This window comes from Kribbella sp. NPDC000426 (assembly GCF_040300265.1).
In the GTDB taxonomy this organism is placed as follows: Bacteria; Actinomycetota; Actinomycetes; order Propionibacteriales; family Kribbellaceae; genus Kribbella.
This window is the reverse complement of record NZ_JBEPDK010000001.1, coordinates 816,781-835,570: the sequence shown is the minus strand read 5'-3', so window position 1 is coordinate 835,570 and position 18,790 is coordinate 816,781. Positions and strand designations below refer to the sequence as shown.

Sequence of the window (18,790 nt, the reverse complement as noted above, 5' to 3'; positions counted from 1 at the left end):
GACGAGACCGCTCAGGGTGAAGGGGGACCATGGCCAAGAAGCCGGCCGGCGGGCCGAAGCGCGTCACGATGACCGATGTCGCGCGGCGCGCCGGAGTGTCCCAGCCCACCGTCTCGTTCGTGCTCAACGATCGCCGCGACGTCGCGGTGGCCGAGGAGACCCGGCGGCGGGTGCTCGAGGCCGCGGCCGAGCTCGAGTTCGTCCCGAACCGGGCGGCCCAGCTGCTGCGGTCGAACAAGTCGTTCACGGTCGGCGTCGTGACCAGCGGCATCGTCTCCCAGCCGTACGCCGGTCTGATCGTGCTCGGGCTCCAGCAGGTCGTCCAGCCCGCGGGGTACGTGTGCATGGTCGTCGACACGACCGGCGATCCGGGCGAAGGCGACGACGCGGTGGCGAGTCTCGTGGGGCAGGGCGTCGCCGCGATCGTCTACGCCTCGCTCGCGCCGAAGCCGCTGCACCGCAGCTCCCGGCTGGACGGGATCCGGACCATCTTCGTCAACTGCTGGCCGGAGGAGGGCAAGGCCGACACCGTCCTGCTCGCCGACGAGTACGCCGGCGGCCGCGCCGCGGCGGCGTCGGTGTTCGAGCGCGGCCATCGCGAGGTCGCCTTCCTCGGCGGCATGCGCAACGACTACGCGTGCAAGGAGCGCCGCCGCGGTTTCGACGACGCCGCCCGCGCGGCCGGCCTGCGTCCGGCTGACCTGGTGCATCGGTTCGGCAACTACCAGATCGGATCCGGGTACGACCTGGCCACCGAGGTGGTGACCGAGCACGGGTCGACCGCGCTGGTCTGCGGGAACGACCGGATGGCGATCGGGGCGATGCTCGCCCTGCACGCTCTAGGGCTGGACTGCCCGAAGGACGTCAGCATCGTCGGCTTCGACGATCAGCCTGACGTCGCCGACCAGGTCCGTCCGGGCCTGACCACGGCCGCGCTGCCGCACCTGATGCTCGGCCGCCGCGCCGGCGAACTGGTGCTGGGCTCACCGGACGACGCGCCCGAACGGATCATCGTCGACTGTGAACTGATCGAGCGCGAGTCGGTCGGCGCCCCGCCGAGGCGTCGCCGATGAGCGGGTACGTCGGCGACGTCATCCCGTTCAGCTACGACGGCCGGATCTGGCTGTTCTACCTGCTGGACGAACGCCCCGAGGACCCGACGGCCGGACCGAGCGGGATGCCGTGGGCGCTCCTGTCAACGACTGACTTCGTGACTTACACCGATCACGGCGTCGTCCTGCCCGGTGGGGATCGCGACGCGGTCGACTTCGACTGCTACACGGGAAGTGTGGTTGCCGAGGGCACCCAGTTGCACCTGTTCTACACAGGTCACAACCCACGCCGGGGCGATGCCGACGGCTCGTTCCAGGTGGTCTGCCACGCTGTCAGCGACGGCGATCCGACGCGATGGACCAAGCTGCCTGACCTGACCTTCGGTGCGCCCGATGCTTACGTGCCGCAGGACTGGCGAGACCCCTTTGTTTACAGGGTGGCGCCGGATCAGCCCTGGCAGATGGTCCTCGCAGCCCGGTACGCCGGGCGACCGGATCGCAGGGCCGGTGTCGTCGCTCGCCTGACCTCGACCGACCTCGAGCAGTGGACTCTGGCGCCACCGCTGTGGGAGCCGCACCGCTACATCACACAGGAGTGCCCGGACGTCTTCCAATGGGGCGACTGGTGGTACCTGGTGTACTCCGAATTCAGCGACGCCTTCCAGACCCGCTACCGGATCTCCCGCGACCCGGACGGCCCCTGGCTGGCTCCCGCCCACGACGCCGTCGACGGCCGAGCGTTCTACGCCGCCAAGTCCGTCGAACACAACGGACGTCGTTTCTTCATCGGCTGGATCCCCACAAAGCAAGACGGTGCGTGGCAGTGGGCGGGCGATCTCGCCGTACTCGAGGCTTCTCAGACTGCCGACGGGACGCTGGCCTTCGCGTTGCCGGCGGAGTTTCGCGCGGCGTACTCCGACGTACAGCAGGTCTCGCTGAAACCTGTCGACGGTGCCGCATCCGAGCCCGGTCAAGGCGCCGCCGATCGCTACGCCGCGTGGATCGGCGATCCGATCCCGGCTGACTGCCTGATCGAGCTCGTCGTGGATGTTGCCCCAGGCACCCAATCCTTGGGCCTCCTGCTCCACGCCTCGCCGGACGGTGAACAGGCGACCATCCTCCGCCTCGAACCCCAGCGGAACCGGATGGTCCTCGACACCTGGCCTCGCGGCCGCACCGGCCCTGCCCAGTGGCAGGTCGACGGCGACGTCCCGCACGTCGTTGAACTGGAGCGCCCGCATCCTCTCCCGCCCGGCCGCCACACCCTCCAGGTTCGCCTGCAAGGAACCACCGGCCAAGCCATCCTCGACGACCGAACGGCCCTGTCGTTCCGGGACTACGGAACCGACGCCCACCTCGGCTTCTTCACCACCGACGGCGCCGCCACCGTCATCAGCCTCACCGTCGCGCATCCCTGAGGTATCACGGTTCGCCGGCCTGCGGTCCGAAGTAGAGAGCAACTCTTTACTGCAGGAGGCGACGTGAACGACACGCAGGAAGAAGGCCGGAAGGGGAATCTCTGGAGCCGGATGGGCCTGCTGGGCCAGGTCCTGACCTCGTTGGTCGGACTGTTGACCGCGCTGGTGCCGGTGCTGGTGGCAACCGATGCGTTCAACTCCGGCACGACCGAGCACACGGTGATCAGCACCCCGGCCCCGACCCCGACCCCGACAGCGAGCAGGCAGAAGTCGACGGCACAGCAGACCGATCCGATCACGCTGACAGTGTCGGACCAGCTCACCGAAGGCGCGCTCGAAGAGCGGGTCGACGTCGTACTCGAGGGATCGAAGGTCGCGTCGCTGTACGCGACCGTCGACGACCCGATCGTGACGCAGCAGGTGACGGCGAGCGTGGCGGGGAACTACGACTACGTCATGGACGCGACGATTGCCTGGGTCGATGCCGACGGGATCTTCCAGCAGGCGAATGCCACCGGGCACGGCAGTGTCTATGTCGCCAACGGCATGCGGCTCGACGTCTATGTCCACTTCGAGAGCGGTGGCGGGATGAACCTGTCGCTGCAGTCGGCGAGTGCGTCGTGAGGTGCGGTCAGTCGAGGGTCGCGGACCTGAGCTCGACGCCGCCGTTCGACCCCTGATGCAGCGCGGTCCGGTCGCCGTGGTCGACGATGGTGAGCTCCCCGCTCACCCCGTCGACCACGACACGACGGCCGCAACCGTCAAGACACTCGAAAACCAATCCGGCCGGACCGGCCGTGCATTCCATCCGATGCGTTCTGGCCATACCTCATGACAGCACCGCTCATCCACACGCGCAATCGCACCGGTGGTGACACCCTTCGCGCGGCTTGTCGCACACCTGGTGGGGGAACACGACCGGTCCGACACCGGGGACGGGCTGGCTGCGGGCCAGCCGTAGTACGGCCTCGGTCGCTTGTGGCGCGTTCTCGCCGGTCGCTGACATCCGCGCCGCGATCATCCCGGCCACCAGCGGAGTCGAGAACGACGTCCCGCTCCAACTGCACAGCCCGGTGAAGCGCCGTGTCTCCTGCGGGTGCTCGTGGATGGTCTTGTATTCGCCGACCGCGAAAGCGTTGACGAGATCCTCGCCCGGCGCGTACACGTCGACCCAACCGCCGTAGTTGGAGAAGCCGGCCAGGTGGGCCCCGTTCGCCGACAGCGCCCCGACTCCGACTGCCCACGAGTATGCCGCGGGGTAGTTCGGCAGCCGGCTCGTGTCGTTGCCGGCCGGAGCGACGACGACCACGTTCACCTGCCGCAGATACTCGTCGTAGAAGGAGCTGAAGGTGAGCATCGGCAGGTGCAACCGGGTGTACCCGGCGAACTCGCAGACGATGATGTCCGGGCCCTGGTCCATCACCTCGACCATCCTCCGGACGACTTCGTCCTCCCACACGAATCCCGCGTACTGCGCCGCCCGCTTCACGTAAACGGATGCGTGCGGCGCGACGCACCGTACGCATCCGGCCACGAAGGTCCCGTGACCGGCGTACGGCTCGATGATCTTCGCGGCCGACGGGTCGTCATCGCCGTCTACGCCCGCCATCCACGGCCACGGGGACGGCTGGTCCTTGACGAGACCGCCGTCCACGACGGCCACCATGACCCCGTCACCGTCCCAGCCGCGGGTCCCGCAGCAGATCCCGTCACTCACCGGCGGCACCGGCCCGTACGACCGGGTCGGGACGGTCCCCGGCTCGGTCGCCGGACAGGGGTGACCGCTGCCGGGACACAACGACAACCCATGGACCGGAGTTGCCGTCCCGGCCCCGTGCTGCTGGTCCAGCTGCTCGAGAATCTCCGGCACCGAGAGTTCGTCGCCGGCCCACTCGAGCCTGACGACTCCGGCGATCACCGGCACCTGAGGGATACCGACCTCGCGCTGAGCGCTCTCGTCCCCCGGCGCGAGAATCCCACGCAGAGTCTCGCTCACCTGGTCGGCGTCGGCCGTGCGAACCAGGAGGCTGTTGCGGCGGTAGAAGTACTCGACGCGTACGTCGTCTTGCCAGGTCGGCGGGTAGGCGACTGCTCGATCGTCGCTGTTCAGGATGAGGTTGACGGCTTCCTGGAGACGTTCTTGTTCTGACATGTTGCACCCTCCCTTGCCATGGAAATTGCCGTATTACGATCGGACTTGTCCGCGTTGGGGAGGGCGGTACTGCGATGGACGCCGACAGCTTGCATGCGCTTGCTTTGTCGCGCCCGACTGACGCCCTCAGGATCGCTCATGAGGTGCTGGCCGGGACACCGTCCGACGCCGAGGCTGCGGCGGCTCACCACGCGGCAGGTCTGGTTCATCGCGACTTCGGCGACATCCGCGAGGCGATCGCGGAGCTGAAGGCGGCGTACCGGTCGATTCGCCGGACGGCGGATCGCGACCGTGAGGCCGAGATCCTCGCGACGCTCGGCGTGGCGCTGGTGATGGGCGGTCAGACCGAGCGCGGCCTGGCCGCGCTCGACGCCGTCATACCCGGCCGGACCGGAGTGCTTGCCGGCCGGTTGCTGATCCGTCGCTCCTGGGTCTTCGGGGCTCTGCTCGGGCGGTACGTCGAGGCGCTCGCCGACGCCGAACGAGCGGTCGAGATGCTCGCGGACACCGGCGACCTGGTCTGGGAGGCTCGCGCGTTCCACATGCGGGCGGTGGTGCTGCTGGCGATGGGCGTGATCGATCGCGCCGACGCGGACTACGCCCGCAGCGAGGAGCTGTTCCTGAAGGGCGGCCAGGAAGTCGAGTACGCCGACGCGCGGCAGGCGCGTGGCGCCACGGCGCTCGCCAGAGGTGATCTTCCGGCAGCGCTGCAGTTCCTGGACGACGCCCAGCGGATGGTCGAGGAGCTCGGCGTGCTCGAGCCCGACCTGTACGCCAACAAGTGCCTGATGTTGCTGGCGGCCGGTCTGACCCACGAAGCCCTGGTCGAGATCAACAGCGCGCTCGAGCGGATCGAGGCGCAGGGCGGATCGACGGCGCGGCATGCGGAGCTGTTGCTGTGCGCCGGCATGGCGGCGCACGCGGCCGGCAAGTTCGAGCTGGCCGAGCGTCGCGACCGCGATGCGCTGAAGCTGTTCCGGCGACAGCAACGTCCTTGGTGGGCAGCGCGAGCAGAGCTGGCATTGCTGCAGACACGCTTCGCGAACGGTGGCCGGACGGCGCCGTTGCTCCGGGCCGGCCAACGGGTCAGCGCGGTGCTCGACGACCTCGACCGGGATCTCGGCGCGGAGGCACACCTGTTGACCGGCCGGATCGCACTCGCGCGGAAGGACAGCCCTGAAGCGGTACGGCACCTGACCGTCGCGGCCAGAGCCCGCAAGCGTGGCCTGCGGACGCGCGGTGCCGGCTGGCTCGCCCAAGCGCTGCTGCACCAGGACGGCGGCAGGTCGCGCGGCATGCTGGGTGCGTGCCGGCAGGGCCTGAGCCTGATCGAGATCTACGTGCGAACTCTGGGCGCAACCGAGCTGCGCGCACTCGCCACCGCCCAGGGCGCAGAACTCGCGGCCATGGCGCTTCGGCACGCCGTTGAGCACGGCAGCGCCCGCCAAGTGCTGGAGTGGAGCGAGCGTTGGCGGGCGACGGTGCTCGCGATTCCACCGGTGCGGCCGCAGGCCGATGACGGACTGGTGGCGGATCTCGCTGCGCTGCGCGATCTGACCCAGCGGATGGAGTCGGGTCACGATCGCGGGCCGGGCACGAGTCACCAGCATCGCGAGCGTGAGCGGCTCGAGTCTGCTGTGCGGCAGCGGGTTTTGTTGACGCCGGGGCAGCTCGACGTACGGCGTGAGCGGCTTCGGATTGCGGAGTTGCTCGAGCAGCTCGGGGACCGGACGCTGGTGGAGCTTGTCGATCTCGAGGACCAGTTGTACGCCGTGGTGGCATCGCGCAGACAGGTCCGTCTGCGGTCGATCGGTCCGACCTCGGCGGCGACTCATTCGCTCTCGCATGCGTTGTTCGCCCTCCGCCGGGAGAACGCCCGGCGGGGCAAGCACGAGCTCATGCTCGACCAGATCGGGGCGAGGCTCGAAGCGGCTCTGCTGGGCGACACGATGCAGCGCGTCGGCGACGGACCGGTGGTCGTCGTACCGACTGGTCGGCTGCATGCGGTGCCTTGGAGTCTTCTTCCTTCGCTGCGGACCCGTCCGACCTCGGTGGTTCCGTCAGCCGCTGCGTGGGTGCGCGCGATGCGGGCGGAGCCTCCTCCGTTGGACAGGGTCGTACTGGTCGGCGGACCGCACCTGGCGGCCGGTCGAGAGGAGGTGCGGCAGCTTGCCGAGCTGTATCCGGATGCGGTCGTGCTCGCGGACGGCAGCGCGACGGCGGACGCCGTACTGGATGCCATCGACGGGGCATCGCTGGTGCATGTGGCGGCGCACGGCACGTTCCGCGCCGACAGCCCGCTGTTCTCCTCGATCGAGCTGGACGACGGGCCGCTCACTGTGTACGACTTCGAGCGCCTGAAGCGGGCACCGCATCGCATGGTGCTGTCCAGTTGCAGCTCGGCGCTCGGCGGACCCAGCGGTGCCGACGAACTCGTGGGTCTGGTCAGCGCGTTGGTGGCGCTGGGATCGGCCGGCGTGGTGGCGAGCGTCGTACCTGTGTCCGATCCTGCGACTGTGCCGCTGATGCTGCGCCTGCACGAACAGCTGCGCGCGGGTGACGGGCTCGCCCAGGCGCTGGCCCGGACACATGATCCGGACGACGCGACCGCGCAGTCCTTCATCGCCCTCGGTGCGTGAGCGCCGGTCACAACTGCACCCAGTCCGTGACGACCCGGCCGGTGGCCGTGTCACAGCGCAAGCGCATCGCGCCGGCCGGCAGTGCCGGCAGCTCGAAGAAACCCGATTCGTCGACGACGACGTCGTACGTCGTGCCGTCCGCGGTCTCGACCCGTATCTCGGCCGCGCTGGGCGGCAGGATCTGCCCGACGACTTCGGAACGCACCACCTCCAGTTCCACGGACAGCGGTGTCGAGGTGAACACCAGCACCCGGTCGGCCGCGGAGTCGGCCCGGACCTCCGCGGCCGGGTCCGACGTGGCCATCGACGAATCGAAGGTCAGGCTCGCCAGCAGCAGGTCGTCGTCGATCGTGCGCCACGACAAGGCGCCTTCGGCGTGCTCGGCGATCGTGTGCGCCAACGGTTCGGTGGCCCGGACGGCCGCCGCGAGGTCCTCGAGAAGACGGTCATCGTCATCCCAACGATGCTGCGTCATGCCGATCACCTTCTGTCGGTTCGGAGGCGACGTACCCTCTGACGGCTGGAGTTCGGCGGAGCCGCGCGAGGGCGCGGGACCGCGTCGGCCCGATGCTGCCGACCGGGATCCCGGTGCGCCGGCTGATCTCGGCGTACGACGGCTGCGGGTCTTGCATGAGCAGCAACAGCAGGTCGCGTTGCCGGCTCGGCAGTTCGGCCAGACCGGCGAGCAGTACCTGGTGCCGCTCGGACCGGACGAGTCCTTCGTCCGGATCGGGAACATCGGCCGCGGCGGGCGGCTGGTCGTCGTTCAACGGGTCACTCATCCTGCGGTGGTGTTGCGAGGACAGGTAGCGGATCGACTCCCGGCGCGCGGTGGTGACCAGCCAGCCGGGGATCGCTCGCGGCTCCTGCAGGCTGTCCAGGTGCTCGACGAGCCGCAGCCAGACCGTCTGTGCGACGTCCTCGGTCTCGGCCGGCGTCAGCCGGAACCCGCGAATGACCGATACGAGCAGGGGTGCGTAACGGGCGACGAGTTCCCGCCACGCCTGTTGGTCGCCCGCGGCCGCGGTGACGACAAGTGCGGTTACTGGTGAGACATCCTGTTCCATTCCCGCTCCCGGGTTGGTACGTGATGCGTCGCGAGGGGTGCACGCCATCGATCCCCCCTGCGATGGCGTGCGTCCGTGGTGTTCCGCTTCGGCAGGCTCAGGGTTCGCGGAGCAGGAACGTCGGGCCCTCGCTGAAGGCGGCCATCTCCGTCAGCACGTTCAGTGCGGTGCGGTAGGTGATGACCACGACGAGCTTGTACACGCCGGAGTCGGGCGGCTGGTCCGGCGGCAGTGTGTTGGCCGGGACGGTGATCTTCGCGGTGTACGCCGGACCGCCGTTCGCCGGCACGACCTTGCTGCCGATGAGCACCTCGGGACCGGGGCCCATCGACTCGGCGTACGCCTTGACGGTCCAGTTGCCGTCGAGCAGTACGGCGGTCGCCGGCGGCTCGACCGTCCAGTCGATCGTGACGTCGAACGGGAACTCGCTGTCGAGGACGCGGTTCGGGTTGCCGTCGTGATCGATGATCGCTACCGCGGTCACCGAGCCTTCGAGACCTGCGAGGCCGTCGAAGTTGGGATCTGCTGTCATTTCGGGTTCCCCCCAAGCAGGCGCCCCACTCATCAGGGCGCTCTTACCTGGACGGACCAGGTCCGGACGCCAGCAGATACATCAATCTGCCAGTCGATTTCTTGCAATGATCGATCGAGATATTGCGCTTGCGTGTCCATGGGGTTACGGTCTGGCGCAAACCGCCCCGTTGAGAGTGAGTCGCGCATGTTCCGGTCATTGAAATCGTGGAGAGCCGGCGTGCTCTCCGTCTGCGGTGCGCTGGTCGCCGCGGGCCTAGCTGTCCTCGGATCGACGCCCGCCTGGGCCGCGGCGTCCGGCGGCGTCGGCGCCACGCTGCCGTACGTCGAAGTGCAGGCTGAGAACGCGTCCACGAACGGGACGGTGATCGGCCCGAGCGCGGCGTACAACACGCTCGCGGCCGAGGCGTCGTACCGCAAGGCGGTCACGTTGCAGGGGACCGGGAAGTTCGTCGAGTTCACGACGCCCGCGGCGACGAACTCGATCGTCTTCCGCTACAGCATCCCGGACACCGGGTCCGGGTCGGTCTACACGCCGCAGTTGTCCCTGTACGTCAACGGCACCAAGCAGCCCAACTTCACCCTGACCAACGCCTACAGCTGGTACTACGGCGGGTATCCGTTCACGAACCAGCCGGGCAGCAACCCGCACCACTTCTACGACGAGGTGCACCGGCTGTTCCCGACCACGTATCCGGCCGGCACGAAGTTCCGGCTCCAGGTCGACGCGGAGGACACCGCGTCGTCGTACACGATCGACTTCGCCGACTTCGAGAATGTCGCGGGTGCGCTGAGCCAGCCGTCAGGCTCGGTGTCGGTGACCAGCACGGGCGCCGACCCGACCGGAGCAGCGGACTCGACTGCGGCTTTCAACGCCGCGATGACCCAGGCCGGTGCCGGCGGGACCGTGTGGATCCCGGAGGGCACGTTCAAGATCCCGGGCCACCTGATCCTGAACAACATCACGATCAAAGGCGCCGGGATGTGGCGCTCGACGGTCGTCGGTGCGGCGCCGGGCTTCTACGGCAACTACGCGCCGAACGCGAGCAGCGGCGTACATCTGGCGGACTTCGCGATCTTCGGCGACGTCCAGGAGCGTAACGACGGCGCGCAGGTGAACGGCATCGGCGGCGCGCTGAACAACTCCACCGTGGACCGGATCTGGATCGAGCACGAGAAGGTCGGCGCCTGGATGGACGGGCCGTTCACGAACCTGGTGATGAGCGGCCTGCGGATCCGAAACGTGACCGCTGACGGCGTGAACTTCCACAACGGCGTCACCAACTCCAAGGTCACCAACAGCGACTTGCGCAACCTCGGCGACGACGGCCTCGCGACCTGGGCCGAGCAGAACGCCGACGCGAACGACTCGTTCGACCACAACACAGTGCAGTACCCGATCCTTGCCAACGGCATCGCCATCTACGGCGGCCACGACAACTTCGTCACCGACAACCGCGTGATCGACGCGGGTCTCACCCAGGGCGGCGGTATCCACGTGGCCCAGCGGTTCGGCTCGACGACACTCGGGCGGACCGACGTACTGCGGAACACGATCATCCGCTCCGGGAGCCTCGACCCGAACTGGCAGTTCGGCGTCGGCGCGCTGTGGTTCGACGCCCGCGACGGCGCGATGTCCGGGCTGACCAACGTCGACAACATCCTGATCCAGCAGAGCCCGTACGAGGCGATCCAGTTCGTCTCGGGCTCGAACATCAGCAACGTCCACATCAACAACGCGACGATCCAGAACACCGGGACCTGGGTGGTCCAGGAGCAGGTCGGCGGTTCGGCGACCATCACCAACAGCACCGCAACCGGCACCCAGGCGCCGGGGCCGATCTACAGCTGCGGTGTCGGGTTCACGCTGACCGACGGCGGTGGCAACTCGGGCATCTTCGCCCCGGTGCAGTGCCAGAACATCACGTCGCCCACGTTCCCGCCGTACCTGCCGGACAACGGCTCGCAGATCTCGATCAGCCCGACCGCGCTCAGCTTCGGCTCCGTCGCGACCGGCGGGTCGAGTTCGCCGCAAGCCGTCACGGTCACGAACAGCGGTACGGCGGCGGCGCCGGTCAGCTCGGTCGCGACCAGCGGCGACTTCAGCCAGACCAACAACTGCGGCTCGAGCATCGCGGCCGGCGCCTCGTGCACGGTCAACGTCACCTTCCGCCCGACTGCGGCGGGCAGCCGGACCGGAAACCTGACTGTCAACGCCAGCGGCATCACGAACACAGTCCCGCTCTCGGGCACCGGCGTCGCACCCGGTCCGATCGTCGATGCGAACCCTGGCAGCCTGTCCTTCCCGGACACTTCGGTCGGTAGCTCGTCGTCCGCTCAGACAGTCACGGTGACCAACTCGGGTACGGCAGCGGCCACCGTCTCGGGTCTGACCGCGACGGGCGACTTCAGCCAGACGAACAACTGCTCCACGCTCGCCGTCGGTGCGTCCTGCACGGTCACGGTCACCTTCCGGCCGACCGCATCGGGATCGCGTACCGGCAGCGTGACGGTGACCAGCAACGCCAACAACAGCCCGACGTCGATCTCCCTTACAGGTAACGGCATCGGGACCGACACCAACCTCGCGCGTGGGAAGCAGGCCTCGGCCAGCAGCCAGGTCAACGGCACGCAGACTCCGGCCACGGCGACCGACGGTGACGCGAACACCTACTGGGAGAGCGCCAACAACGCGTTCCCGCAGTGGTTGCAGGTCGACCTCGGTACGGCGCACAGCATCGGCAAGGTGACGCTGAAGCTGCCGCCGTCGGGCGCGTGGGGGACACGTACGCAGACGCTCTCGGTCCAGACCAGCACGGATGGGTCGTCGTTCGGCACGGTCGTCGGGTCCGCGACGTACACCTTCACTTCGCCGGCCAACGTCGTGAACATCAGCGTGCCGGCCACGAACGCGCGGTACGTGCGAGTCAACATCACGGCGAACAGCGGGTGGCCGGCCGGGCAGGTGTCGGAGTTCGAGGTGTACCCCAGCGGAGGGGCGGCGCCGGGACTCACCACCAGCCCGTCCTCGCTCACCTTCGCGTCGCAAGCGCTGAACACCAACAGCGCGGCGCAGCCGGTCACCGTGACCAACACCGGCTCGGCCGCCAGCTCGATCAACGTCGGCATCACCGGTGACTACCGCCAGACCAACAACTGCTCGACGCTCGCGGCCGGCGCGTCCTGCACCGTCAATGTCACCTTCCGCCCGACCGCTGCCGGATCCCGCACCGGTACGTTGACGGTCAACAGCAACACCGTCGCGCTGTCCGGTACGGGCGCCGGTGCGACCAACACCAACCTCGCCGCGGGCAAGCCCACGAGCGAGTCCAGCCACAACGACGTCTACCCGTCGAGCAACGTGACCGACGGCAACCAGGCGACGTACTGGGAGAGCGCCAACAACGCCTTCCCGCAATGGGTCCAGGTGGACCTCGGGTCCGCCGTCAGCGCCGGCCGGATCGTGCTGCAACTACCCACCGGCTGGGGTTCCCGGACCGAGACGCTTTCGGTGGTTGGCAGCACCAACGGAAGCACCTTCACCACCCTTGTCCCGTCCGCCACCTATTCCTTTGCTCCGAGCAACAACACGGTGACCGTCACCTTCTCCCCGTCCACCCAGCGCTACTTCCGCCTCAACTTCACCGCCAACAGCGGCTGGCCGGCCGCCCAGCTCTCCGAGTTCCAGATCTGGAACTCATAGATCGGGACCTCAGGCTGGTTCTTCGCGAACCAGCCTGAGGAAGGCCTTCAGCCCGGCGATGACTTCCTGGTTGTCGGTGAGCCGGGTGAGGGAGTGCTCGAACTGCCGGGCGTGCGCGTCGACCTTGGCGTGCAGGGCTTTGTCGCGGTCGATGGCGACGATCTCGGCAGTGGCCAGGCCCTGCTCGAGACGGGCGAGCCGCCGGCCCTGTCCGTCGGTCTGCTCGTTCAGTCCGTCGAGGTCGGCAGCAAGGGCTTCGAGGCGACGGAGTACCTCGACCAGGTCGTCGCGGGGATGCTTCACCTCGCGCAGCATGCTCGTCATCCGGTCGCGCAGATACGCGAAGTACGCTCCGGCCGGCCGGAAGAACGTGCTGACGAGGTACAGCCCGGCCAGGTAGTACCCGATGGCGCCGCCCGACACATACGTGATGAGCGTGACGATTCCCGCGGACACCAGATGAGCCCCGATCGCGAACCACCGCATCCGGACCGCGATCCGCCGCGCCTCCGGCTCCCGCTCACCCGGCACGTCGATCCCGCGCGCCCGACTCGTCCGGATCTCGTCAATCAGCGCATACGCCTGAAACGAAAGATTCCACGGCACCGTCAACAGAAGCACCAGCCAGAGCAGACAGACCACGGCCAGCAACAACGACAGAATCTCCTGAAGCGACACCCCCGCAATCACCACCAACACAACCGCGACAACGGTGACCACCAAAGCCCCACCCAACACCCAAACCTTCGCCATACCGCCAGCCTCCCGCCAACCACCGCCACGCCGAATCTGTACAACTACTCAGAGGGCATGCAGAAGTTCTGAGGAGAACAAGAAAAGACGGTAAGGACGAAGACAGAGTGGGAGTTGGGTGCCTGGCTCGGGCGGTCGGTCCGGTGATGGTAGGCGTGCGCGCGCCGACCGAACAACGCGCCCTGAGCTTCAGGCAAGTCGCAGATTTCGGTCCCCGGACGACCGGACAGAACCTGCCGACGGACACCGCACCGCCGGACCCAGCCATGCACCCAACCGCCACTTGCTCTTCAAAGGGCTATTCAGAAGTCGCCGAGGCAGGCCTGAGCTGACCGCCCCCGGACCAGCTTTCAGGAACATAGTTGCCAGTGAGCGCATCAAAGTTTCCGGAAAGCGACACCTCGGTCAGGCGGGTCTGCAGCGCGACAGGAGGTGTCGCGTCGTCGGGCTCGGTTTCCGACGTGCGTGTGCGGGTGCAGGGCAGCCAACGGAGGCACACATCCTGTCCAGATGCAGATCGCGTTCGCGGAGTCGCACAGGCTCGGCAGTTGTCCGACGGATGCCGGCAGTTTCCCGGCCACAGCACCATCTGCCACCCCATCTTCTCAAAGACTTCTGAATAGCCCTCTCAGAGTTTCTGAATAACTCTCTTGGCGGTTCACGTCGTGTGGTCGGGGCCGACCCAGCTTTGGTTGCGGGTGCCGACGCAGTCGTAGATCTGGAGTTGGCGGCCGTTGGTGAAGTCGGCTTCGGGTAGGTCCAGGCAGCGTCCGGAGGCGAGGTTGATCAGGGTGCCATAGTTGCCTTCTCGCCATATCTGGTTGCTGCCGCCTGTGCAGGTCGCGACGTGCACGAGGGTCAGGTTCGCGGTCTGCCCGGACGGGACCTCCAGACAGACTCCTCCGGTCGTGAGCTGTCCGAGGCTGTCGAGACTCCACGTCTGGTTGGAGTTCGCCAGACAGGTCCACAGCTGGACCTTGCCGCTGGCAACGTCGCGGTCGACGCACATGTCCTGCCGTGCGGTCGAGGCGATGCCGCCGGCGGGTGCTGCTCCTTCGGGGGCCGGTGTCCAGGTCGATCCGATCGGGGAGAAGGTGAGCGACGTCAGTGTGACGGCGCCGCCCGCGGCGTACAGATGGATTCCGAGGGTGCCCGAGGACGAGTCGAAGGCGACGTTGTCGCTGACAACGGTCTTGCCGTCGTTACCGAACACCTCGAGCTGCCCGCGGTCCACCAGCAGTCTGATCGTGACCAGGTTGGAGATCGGTGGCATCGATGCCCCGTAGAGGGTCTGCGCCCCGACGGAGTACGCGACCGTGCGATCGCTGGATCCGTCCGAGCGTGCGTGCAGGCGGAACCCGAACTCCGACGCGGTGACGCCGGTCAAGTCGAACTGTGCGGTGAGCTCGTAGGTGTCGGCCGAGATCCCGCTGAGGGGGTCGGTCGCGGGATCGATCGTGCGCGCTCCCCAGGTCTGGGTCGACGTACGGATCATCGAGATCTCGCTGACCGGATTGCGGGTGATGCGGATGCCCTCCGGGTAGGTCTTCAGCGCGAGCTCGACCGGGAACGACGCGTTGCCGGTCCAGGTCACGCCGGCGTTGGTCGGCTGCCAGGCCAGCTGCACGACCCGGCCGTTCGGCAGTTGGTTGAAGGTCTGGGGTGCGTACCACGTGGACGGCGGGAACGCCGCGCCGGAGACGCCCCACTCCATCCGCTGCTGGGTCGACGAGTCCGCGACGAACAGGCCGTTCGCGTCGAGCGATCCGACGACGTACTCGCCGCTTGCGTCCTGGAGGACCCACTTCTTGGCATTCACATTGCCGTCCAGCGGCAGCTGGTAGAGATCGGGACATTCCACGAACCAGCTCGCCGCATAGGCGCCGCGGTACGTCCAGTCGAGCAGATTCGTCGACGTGTAGAAGGCCGCGCCGGTCCCGGCCCGGAACGTGACCAGCTCCCAGCGATTGTGGTCCGGGTCCCACTGAACCTTCGGGTCCCGACTCTCGACCGGATCGGTGATGACCTTCGCGCCGCCGTTGTACATCTGGAAGGTCTTCGCGCCGTCGGTCGAGTACGCGATACTCACGCCGTCGGTGTTGGTGAACAGCAGGATCGGGTCGTCCGATCCGACCTTCAGGCCGGTCACGTTGTTCACATCGACCCAGCCCGAGCCGGACCAGAGATTGCCACTCTGTACGCCGGGTTCGAGGGCGATCGGCTGCTGGGTCCAATGCACCAGATCCGTGCTCGTCGCATGTCCCCAGTGCACGGCCGCGTCCCAGCCGAGCCCGTGCGGATTGTGCTGGAAGAACAGGTGGTACACCCCGCGGTAGTACAGCGGGGCGTTGATGTCGTTCATGAATCCGTTCTGCGGGCTGAAGTGGAACTGCCCGCGGAACGGCTCGGTGTAGTCGGTCGCGGCGTACGGATACTCCGGATAGTCCGACGGTGAGCCCGCCACTGCGGCGGGCGTTGCGGTCAGGCCGGTGAGCGCGAGAATCGCGGCGAGGAATGCTGCGACGCGGATCATGGCGTGGCTCGGAAGCCGTACGTCGCTCCGCTCAGCGCCTGGAACTCCGCGGTGCTGCCGCAGTCGAGCACCTTGGTGTTGACGGTCGAGCCGTCGAGCACGACGGTGTGTACGGCGACGTTCGCTGCCGTGTGGTTGGTTGCGACGTAGTTGTTGCTCCCCGACTTCACCAGGACCATCGTCGGGGTCGCGCCGGACGGCGTGATGTTCGCGACCGGGACGTCGTACGAGAAGTGATTGCCGACTACTGTGTTGCCGCTGCCGTTGAGCTGCACCAGCCCGAAGAGATCGTCGAGCCCGTTGTTGAAGCCGGTCATCGCCGGGAAGGATTCGGGAACTCGCAGGAAGTGGTTCGACCCGATCAGGTTGTTGTGGCAGGCGCCCTCGAACTGGATCATCCCGGGATAGAAGGCGTGCAGCCGGTTCGCGCTGATGTTGTTGTTCGTGCAGTTCTTCAGATGCACCGAGCTCTTGCCCCGGGGGAAGATGTTGTTGCCGGAGATGATCAAACCGAAGTGGTTCTCGGCGAAGATCGAGAAGCCGACATAGCCGGCCCCGATCATGTTGTCGTTGACCATGCTCGCCTGCCCGGAGCTGACGAGCTCGATGCAACTGCCGTTCTCGCAGAGGAAGTTGCCCTGGATGTGCAGCGCGTCGGCGTCAGTGATCGCGATTCCGCGCTCCAGGTAGACCATCCCCAGGCCCCGGATCCGCAGCGAGTCGGTGGCGGTGGCCGACCGGATCCCGATCTTTCCGTTCAGGTAGCTGTTCTGGTTCGGCGTGAACGACACGCCGTCCAGACAGAAGTCCAGCAGCTCGATCGAGCTGAGCCGGGGGTCGCCGCTGCGGCTGATCAGGATGGCCTCGGCGTTCCCGTCGGTGTTCTCCACCCGGATCCGGCTGCCGCCCGGCCAGATCTCGTGCCAGGCCGAGGTGTTGCCGGCGTTGTAGCGGATGCTCGACGATGTGAAGCCGTGCCCGGATCCCTTGATCTGCAGGTAGCTGATGTCGATGACGATGCGCGTCTTGAGCGAGTAGTCGCCCGGCGGGACGTAGATGACCGCTCCGGGCTTGGACGCCTGCGTCGGCTGGTTGGTCTTGATGTCGGCGATGATGCTGTTCACGATCGCGCCGATGTCGGTGTACGCGGTGGTCGATGGGCTGCTCGGGATGGTCCAGGTGGTGACGTCGTAGATCGTCGAGGGCATCGTCGTCTCCTTCGTGGGATGAGCGGTCAGAGCAGGCCGAGGAGGGTGTTGTGCGGTCGCGACTCGACGGTCGCGACGACGGCGGCTGCCGGCGTACGCGGTAACTGCACGTAGCCCGCGGCGCTGACGGCGGCCGCGGCGGTCAGGAAGACCCGGCGCGAGAGGCGGGCGTCCGGTGGGGTGGAGGAGTTCATGGCGGCTCCTTCAAGAGATGTGCCAAAAGGTTTTGGCAGATCGGAATTGATCCGAAGGTAGGACCGCTGCCGGAGCGCGGCAAGATCGCCGCAGGTGCCAAAAGTTTTGGCAACTGTTTGGCAGATTTTTGGCGTTGACCGACCGGCTCCGGCTGCCGAACACTGCTGCCAAGACGTTTTGCCAAAACGTTTAATCACAAGCCTTTGAACGGAGTCGGAGCATGAAGCTTCGCAGCACGAGCGGTCGTCTCCGGACCGCGATGGCCGGCATCGCCGTCGCCACGAGTCTGATCCTTGCCATCGCCGGCTGCGGTGCCGGCGGAAGCTCGGCGGGTGCCGCCGGCAAGCTGACCGTCCTGGTGGAGGGCGGCGGCAAGGCCGAGCTCCAGCCGATCGCCGATCTCTACCAGAAGCAGACCGGTACGACGGTCGAGCTCGTCGAACTGCCGTACGACGGTCTCTACGACCGGATCCAGACCGAGCTCGGCTCCGGCAAGACGTCGTTCGACGTCGCGGCGCTCGACGCCATCTGGTTGAGCGCGTTCTCGGCCGGTGTCTCGCCCCTCGACAACCTGTTCACCGACGACGTGAAACGCGACCTGTTCCCGGGCCTGGTGACCGAGGCGCAGGTCGGCGGGTCGTACGTCGGGATGCCGGTCTGGACGAACTCCGAGATCCTGTACTACCGCACCGACCTGTTCGACAACCCGAAGGAGAAGGCCGCCTTCCAGGCGAAGTACGGGTACCCGCTCGCCCCGCCGACGACGTGGAAGCGGTACAAGGACGCGGCGGAGTTCTTCACCCGCGACACGAACGGCGACGGCCAGACCGATCTGTACGGCACCGATGTGAAGGGTGCGGTCGAGACGGAGTGGCTGGCCACGGTGTCGCAGACCGGTGAGAAGACGATGGTGCTCGATCCGAAGAGCGGTGACGTCACGATCGACGACGCCGATCACCTGGCAGCGTTGAACTTCTACACCAGCTTGTTGCCCTATGCACCGCCCGGCGCCGCGCAGCTCGACTGGGCCGGATCGCAGAACCTCTTCTACCAGGGCAAGCTCGCGATGATGCGCTTCTGGGGACATGCCTACACCCAGACTCCCGCCAACGCCGCGGTGAAAGGCAAGATCGGTGTCGCCCCGATGATCGCGGGACCCGGCGGCATCGCCGGCGTACCCGGCGCCTGGTACCTCTCGGTGCCGAAGGCAACCAGTAAGCAGGACGAGGCGAAGAAGTTCGTCGCGTTCGCCTACGAGCACAACGATCTGTCGATCAAGACGTCGCTGGGCCTGGTCGCCCGGATCTCGGCGTTCGAGTCGCAGGCCGGTGTCGCCGGGCACGAGAACTACCCGGCCATCCTGACGACGCTGAAGTCTCCCGCGACGATCGCCCGGCCGGCCACGCCGAAGTGGCAGCAGATCGTCACCTCGGTGCTGACGCCGCTGCTGCAGAAGGCCGTCGCCAAGGGCGCGGACAACGCGGCGCTGCTGAAACAGGCGAAGGCCCAGATCCAGGCCATCGTCAAGTAGACCGTCGC

The 18,790-nt window shown here is 67.3% G+C and carries 14 protein-coding genes; 6 read left to right on the top strand and 8 right to left on the bottom strand.

Annotation, left to right across the window (positions count from 1 at the left end; genetic code table 11):
• Positions 1-29 precede the first annotated feature (29 nt).
• The 3 genes from ABT313_RS04060 to ABT313_RS04050 all read left to right on the top strand — a co-directional run bounded on the left by ABT313_RS04060 (position 30) and on the right by ABT313_RS04050 (position 3,094).
• Positions 30-1,073: a LacI family DNA-binding transcriptional regulator gene (locus ABT313_RS04060; protein WP_350848421.1), complete on the top strand. Its 1,044-nt coding sequence runs from the start codon at positions 30-32 to the stop codon at positions 1,071-1,073.
• The gene (locus ABT313_RS04055; protein ID WP_350848419.1) at positions 1,070-2,470 is read left to right on the top strand and encodes a glycoside hydrolase family protein; all 1,401 of its coding nucleotides are present in this window, start codon (positions 1,070-1,072) and stop codon (positions 2,468-2,470) included. The genes ABT313_RS04060 and ABT313_RS04055 overlap by 4 nt, the downstream gene beginning before the upstream one ends.
• A 63-nt stretch (positions 2,471-2,533) precedes the next feature.
• Positions 2,534-3,094 (top strand): hypothetical protein, encoded by a 561-nt coding sequence (locus ABT313_RS04050; protein WP_350848417.1) that lies wholly within the window; start codon positions 2,534-2,536, stop codon positions 3,092-3,094.
• Positions 3,095-3,314: 220 nt separating this feature from the next.
• Here ABT313_RS04050 and ABT313_RS04045 read toward each other — a convergent pair whose 3' ends face one another.
• Positions 3,315-4,622 (bottom strand): S8 family peptidase, encoded by a 1,308-nt coding sequence (locus tag ABT313_RS04045; RefSeq protein ID WP_350848415.1) that lies wholly within the window; start codon positions 4,620-4,622, stop codon positions 3,315-3,317.
• 74 nt (positions 4,623-4,696) lie between these two features.
• On the opposite strand from ABT313_RS04045, the gene ABT313_RS04040 reads away from it, so the two are divergent.
• Positions 4,697-7,261 (top strand): CHAT domain-containing protein, encoded by a 2,565-nt coding sequence (locus ABT313_RS04040; protein WP_350848413.1) that lies wholly within the window; start codon positions 4,697-4,699, stop codon positions 7,259-7,261.
• Between the two features lie 7 nt (positions 7,262-7,268).
• Here ABT313_RS04040 and ABT313_RS04035 read toward each other — a convergent pair whose 3' ends face one another.
• From ABT313_RS04035 to ABT313_RS04025, 3 genes are all read right to left on the bottom strand, one after another.
• Entirely contained in the window at positions 7,269-7,736 is a 468-nt protein-coding gene (locus ABT313_RS04035; protein WP_350848411.1) for a hypothetical protein, read from the bottom strand.
• Positions 7,714-8,328: an RNA polymerase sigma factor gene (locus ABT313_RS04030; RefSeq protein ID WP_350848409.1), complete on the bottom strand. Its 615-nt coding sequence runs from the start codon at positions 8,326-8,328 to the stop codon at positions 7,714-7,716. The genes ABT313_RS04035 and ABT313_RS04030 overlap by 23 nt, the downstream gene beginning before the upstream one ends.
• A 97-nt stretch (positions 8,329-8,425) precedes the next feature.
• Positions 8,426-8,860, bottom strand: coding sequence for a hypothetical protein (locus tag ABT313_RS04025; protein ID WP_350848408.1), 435 nt, complete (start codon positions 8,858-8,860; stop codon positions 8,426-8,428).
• 219 nt (positions 8,861-9,079) lie between these two features.
• Here ABT313_RS04025 and ABT313_RS04020 point away from each other — a divergent pair, with 219 nt between their 5' ends.
• On the top strand, positions 9,080-12,562 hold the full coding sequence (locus ABT313_RS04020; RefSeq protein WP_350848406.1) for a choice-of-anchor D domain-containing protein: 3,483 nt from the start codon (positions 9,080-9,082) through the stop codon (positions 12,560-12,562).
• Between the two features lie 9 nt (positions 12,563-12,571).
• Here ABT313_RS04020 and ABT313_RS04015 read toward each other — a convergent pair whose 3' ends face one another.
• The 4 genes from ABT313_RS04015 to ABT313_RS04000 form a co-directional block, all read right to left on the bottom strand.
• Positions 12,572-13,315, bottom strand: a complete 744-nt coding sequence (locus tag ABT313_RS04015) for a hypothetical protein (RefSeq protein ID WP_350848404.1) — start codon at positions 13,313-13,315, stop codon at positions 12,572-12,574.
• 658 nt (positions 13,316-13,973) lie between these two features.
• A complete protein-coding gene (locus tag ABT313_RS04010; protein WP_350848402.1) occupies positions 13,974-15,848 on the bottom strand; it encodes a ricin-type beta-trefoil lectin domain protein in 1,875 nt (624 codons plus the stop codon).
• Positions 15,845-17,056 carry a NosD domain-containing protein gene (locus ABT313_RS04005; protein ID WP_350848401.1) on the bottom strand — a complete coding sequence of 404 codons (1,212 nt, stop codon included), beginning with the start codon at positions 17,054-17,056 and terminating at the stop codon, positions 15,845-15,847. The genes ABT313_RS04010 and ABT313_RS04005 overlap by 4 nt, the downstream gene beginning before the upstream one ends.
• Positions 17,057-17,082: 26 nt before the next feature.
• Positions 17,083-17,250 (bottom strand): hypothetical protein, encoded by a 168-nt coding sequence (locus ABT313_RS04000; protein WP_350848399.1) that lies wholly within the window; start codon positions 17,248-17,250, stop codon positions 17,083-17,085.
• A gap of 221 nt (positions 17,251-17,471) precedes the next feature.
• On the opposite strand from ABT313_RS04000, the gene ABT313_RS03995 reads away from it, so the two are divergent.
• Positions 17,472-18,782 (top strand): ABC transporter substrate-binding protein, encoded by a 1,311-nt coding sequence (locus tag ABT313_RS03995; RefSeq protein WP_350848397.1) that lies wholly within the window; start codon positions 17,472-17,474, stop codon positions 18,780-18,782.
• The last annotated feature ends 8 nt before the right edge of the window (positions 18,783-18,790 follow it).

Bases quoted from the DNA above. Each gene is read 5' to 3' on its own strand.
- ABT313_RS04025 (WP_350848408.1), bottom strand. From the start codon at position 8,860: ATGACAGCAGATCCCAACTTCGACGGCCTCGCAGGTCTCGAAGGCTCG.
- ABT313_RS04060 (WP_350848421.1), top strand. From the start codon at position 30: ATGGCCAAGAAGCCGGCCGGCGGGCCGAAGCGCGTCACGATGACCGAT.
- ABT313_RS04055 (WP_350848419.1), top strand. From the start codon at position 1,070: ATGAGCGGGTACGTCGGCGACGTCATCCCGTTCAGCTACGACGGCCGG.
- ABT313_RS04030 (WP_350848409.1), bottom strand. From the start codon at position 8,328: ATGGAACAGGATGTCTCACCAGTAACCGCACTTGTCGTCACCGCGGCC.
- ABT313_RS04000 (WP_350848399.1), bottom strand. From the start codon at position 17,250: ATGAACTCCTCCACCCCACCGGACGCCCGCCTCTCGCGCCGGGTCTTC.
- ABT313_RS04010 (WP_350848402.1), bottom strand. From the start codon at position 15,848: ATGATCCGCGTCGCAGCATTCCTCGCCGCGATTCTCGCGCTCACCGGC.
- ABT313_RS03995 (WP_350848397.1), top strand. From the start codon at position 17,472: ATGAAGCTTCGCAGCACGAGCGGTCGTCTCCGGACCGCGATGGCCGGC.
- ABT313_RS04015 (WP_350848404.1), bottom strand. From the start codon at position 13,315: ATGGCGAAGGTTTGGGTGTTGGGTGGGGCTTTGGTGGTCACCGTTGTC.
- ABT313_RS04005 (WP_350848401.1), bottom strand. From the start codon at position 17,056: ATGCCCTCGACGATCTACGACGTCACCACCTGGACCATCCCGAGCAGC.
- ABT313_RS04040 (WP_350848413.1), top strand. From the start codon at position 4,697: ATGGACGCCGACAGCTTGCATGCGCTTGCTTTGTCGCGCCCGACTGAC.
- ABT313_RS04035 (WP_350848411.1), bottom strand. From the start codon at position 7,736: ATGACGCAGCATCGTTGGGATGACGATGACCGTCTTCTCGAGGACCTC.
- ABT313_RS04045 (WP_350848415.1), bottom strand. From the start codon at position 4,622: ATGTCAGAACAAGAACGTCTCCAGGAAGCCGTCAACCTCATCCTGAAC.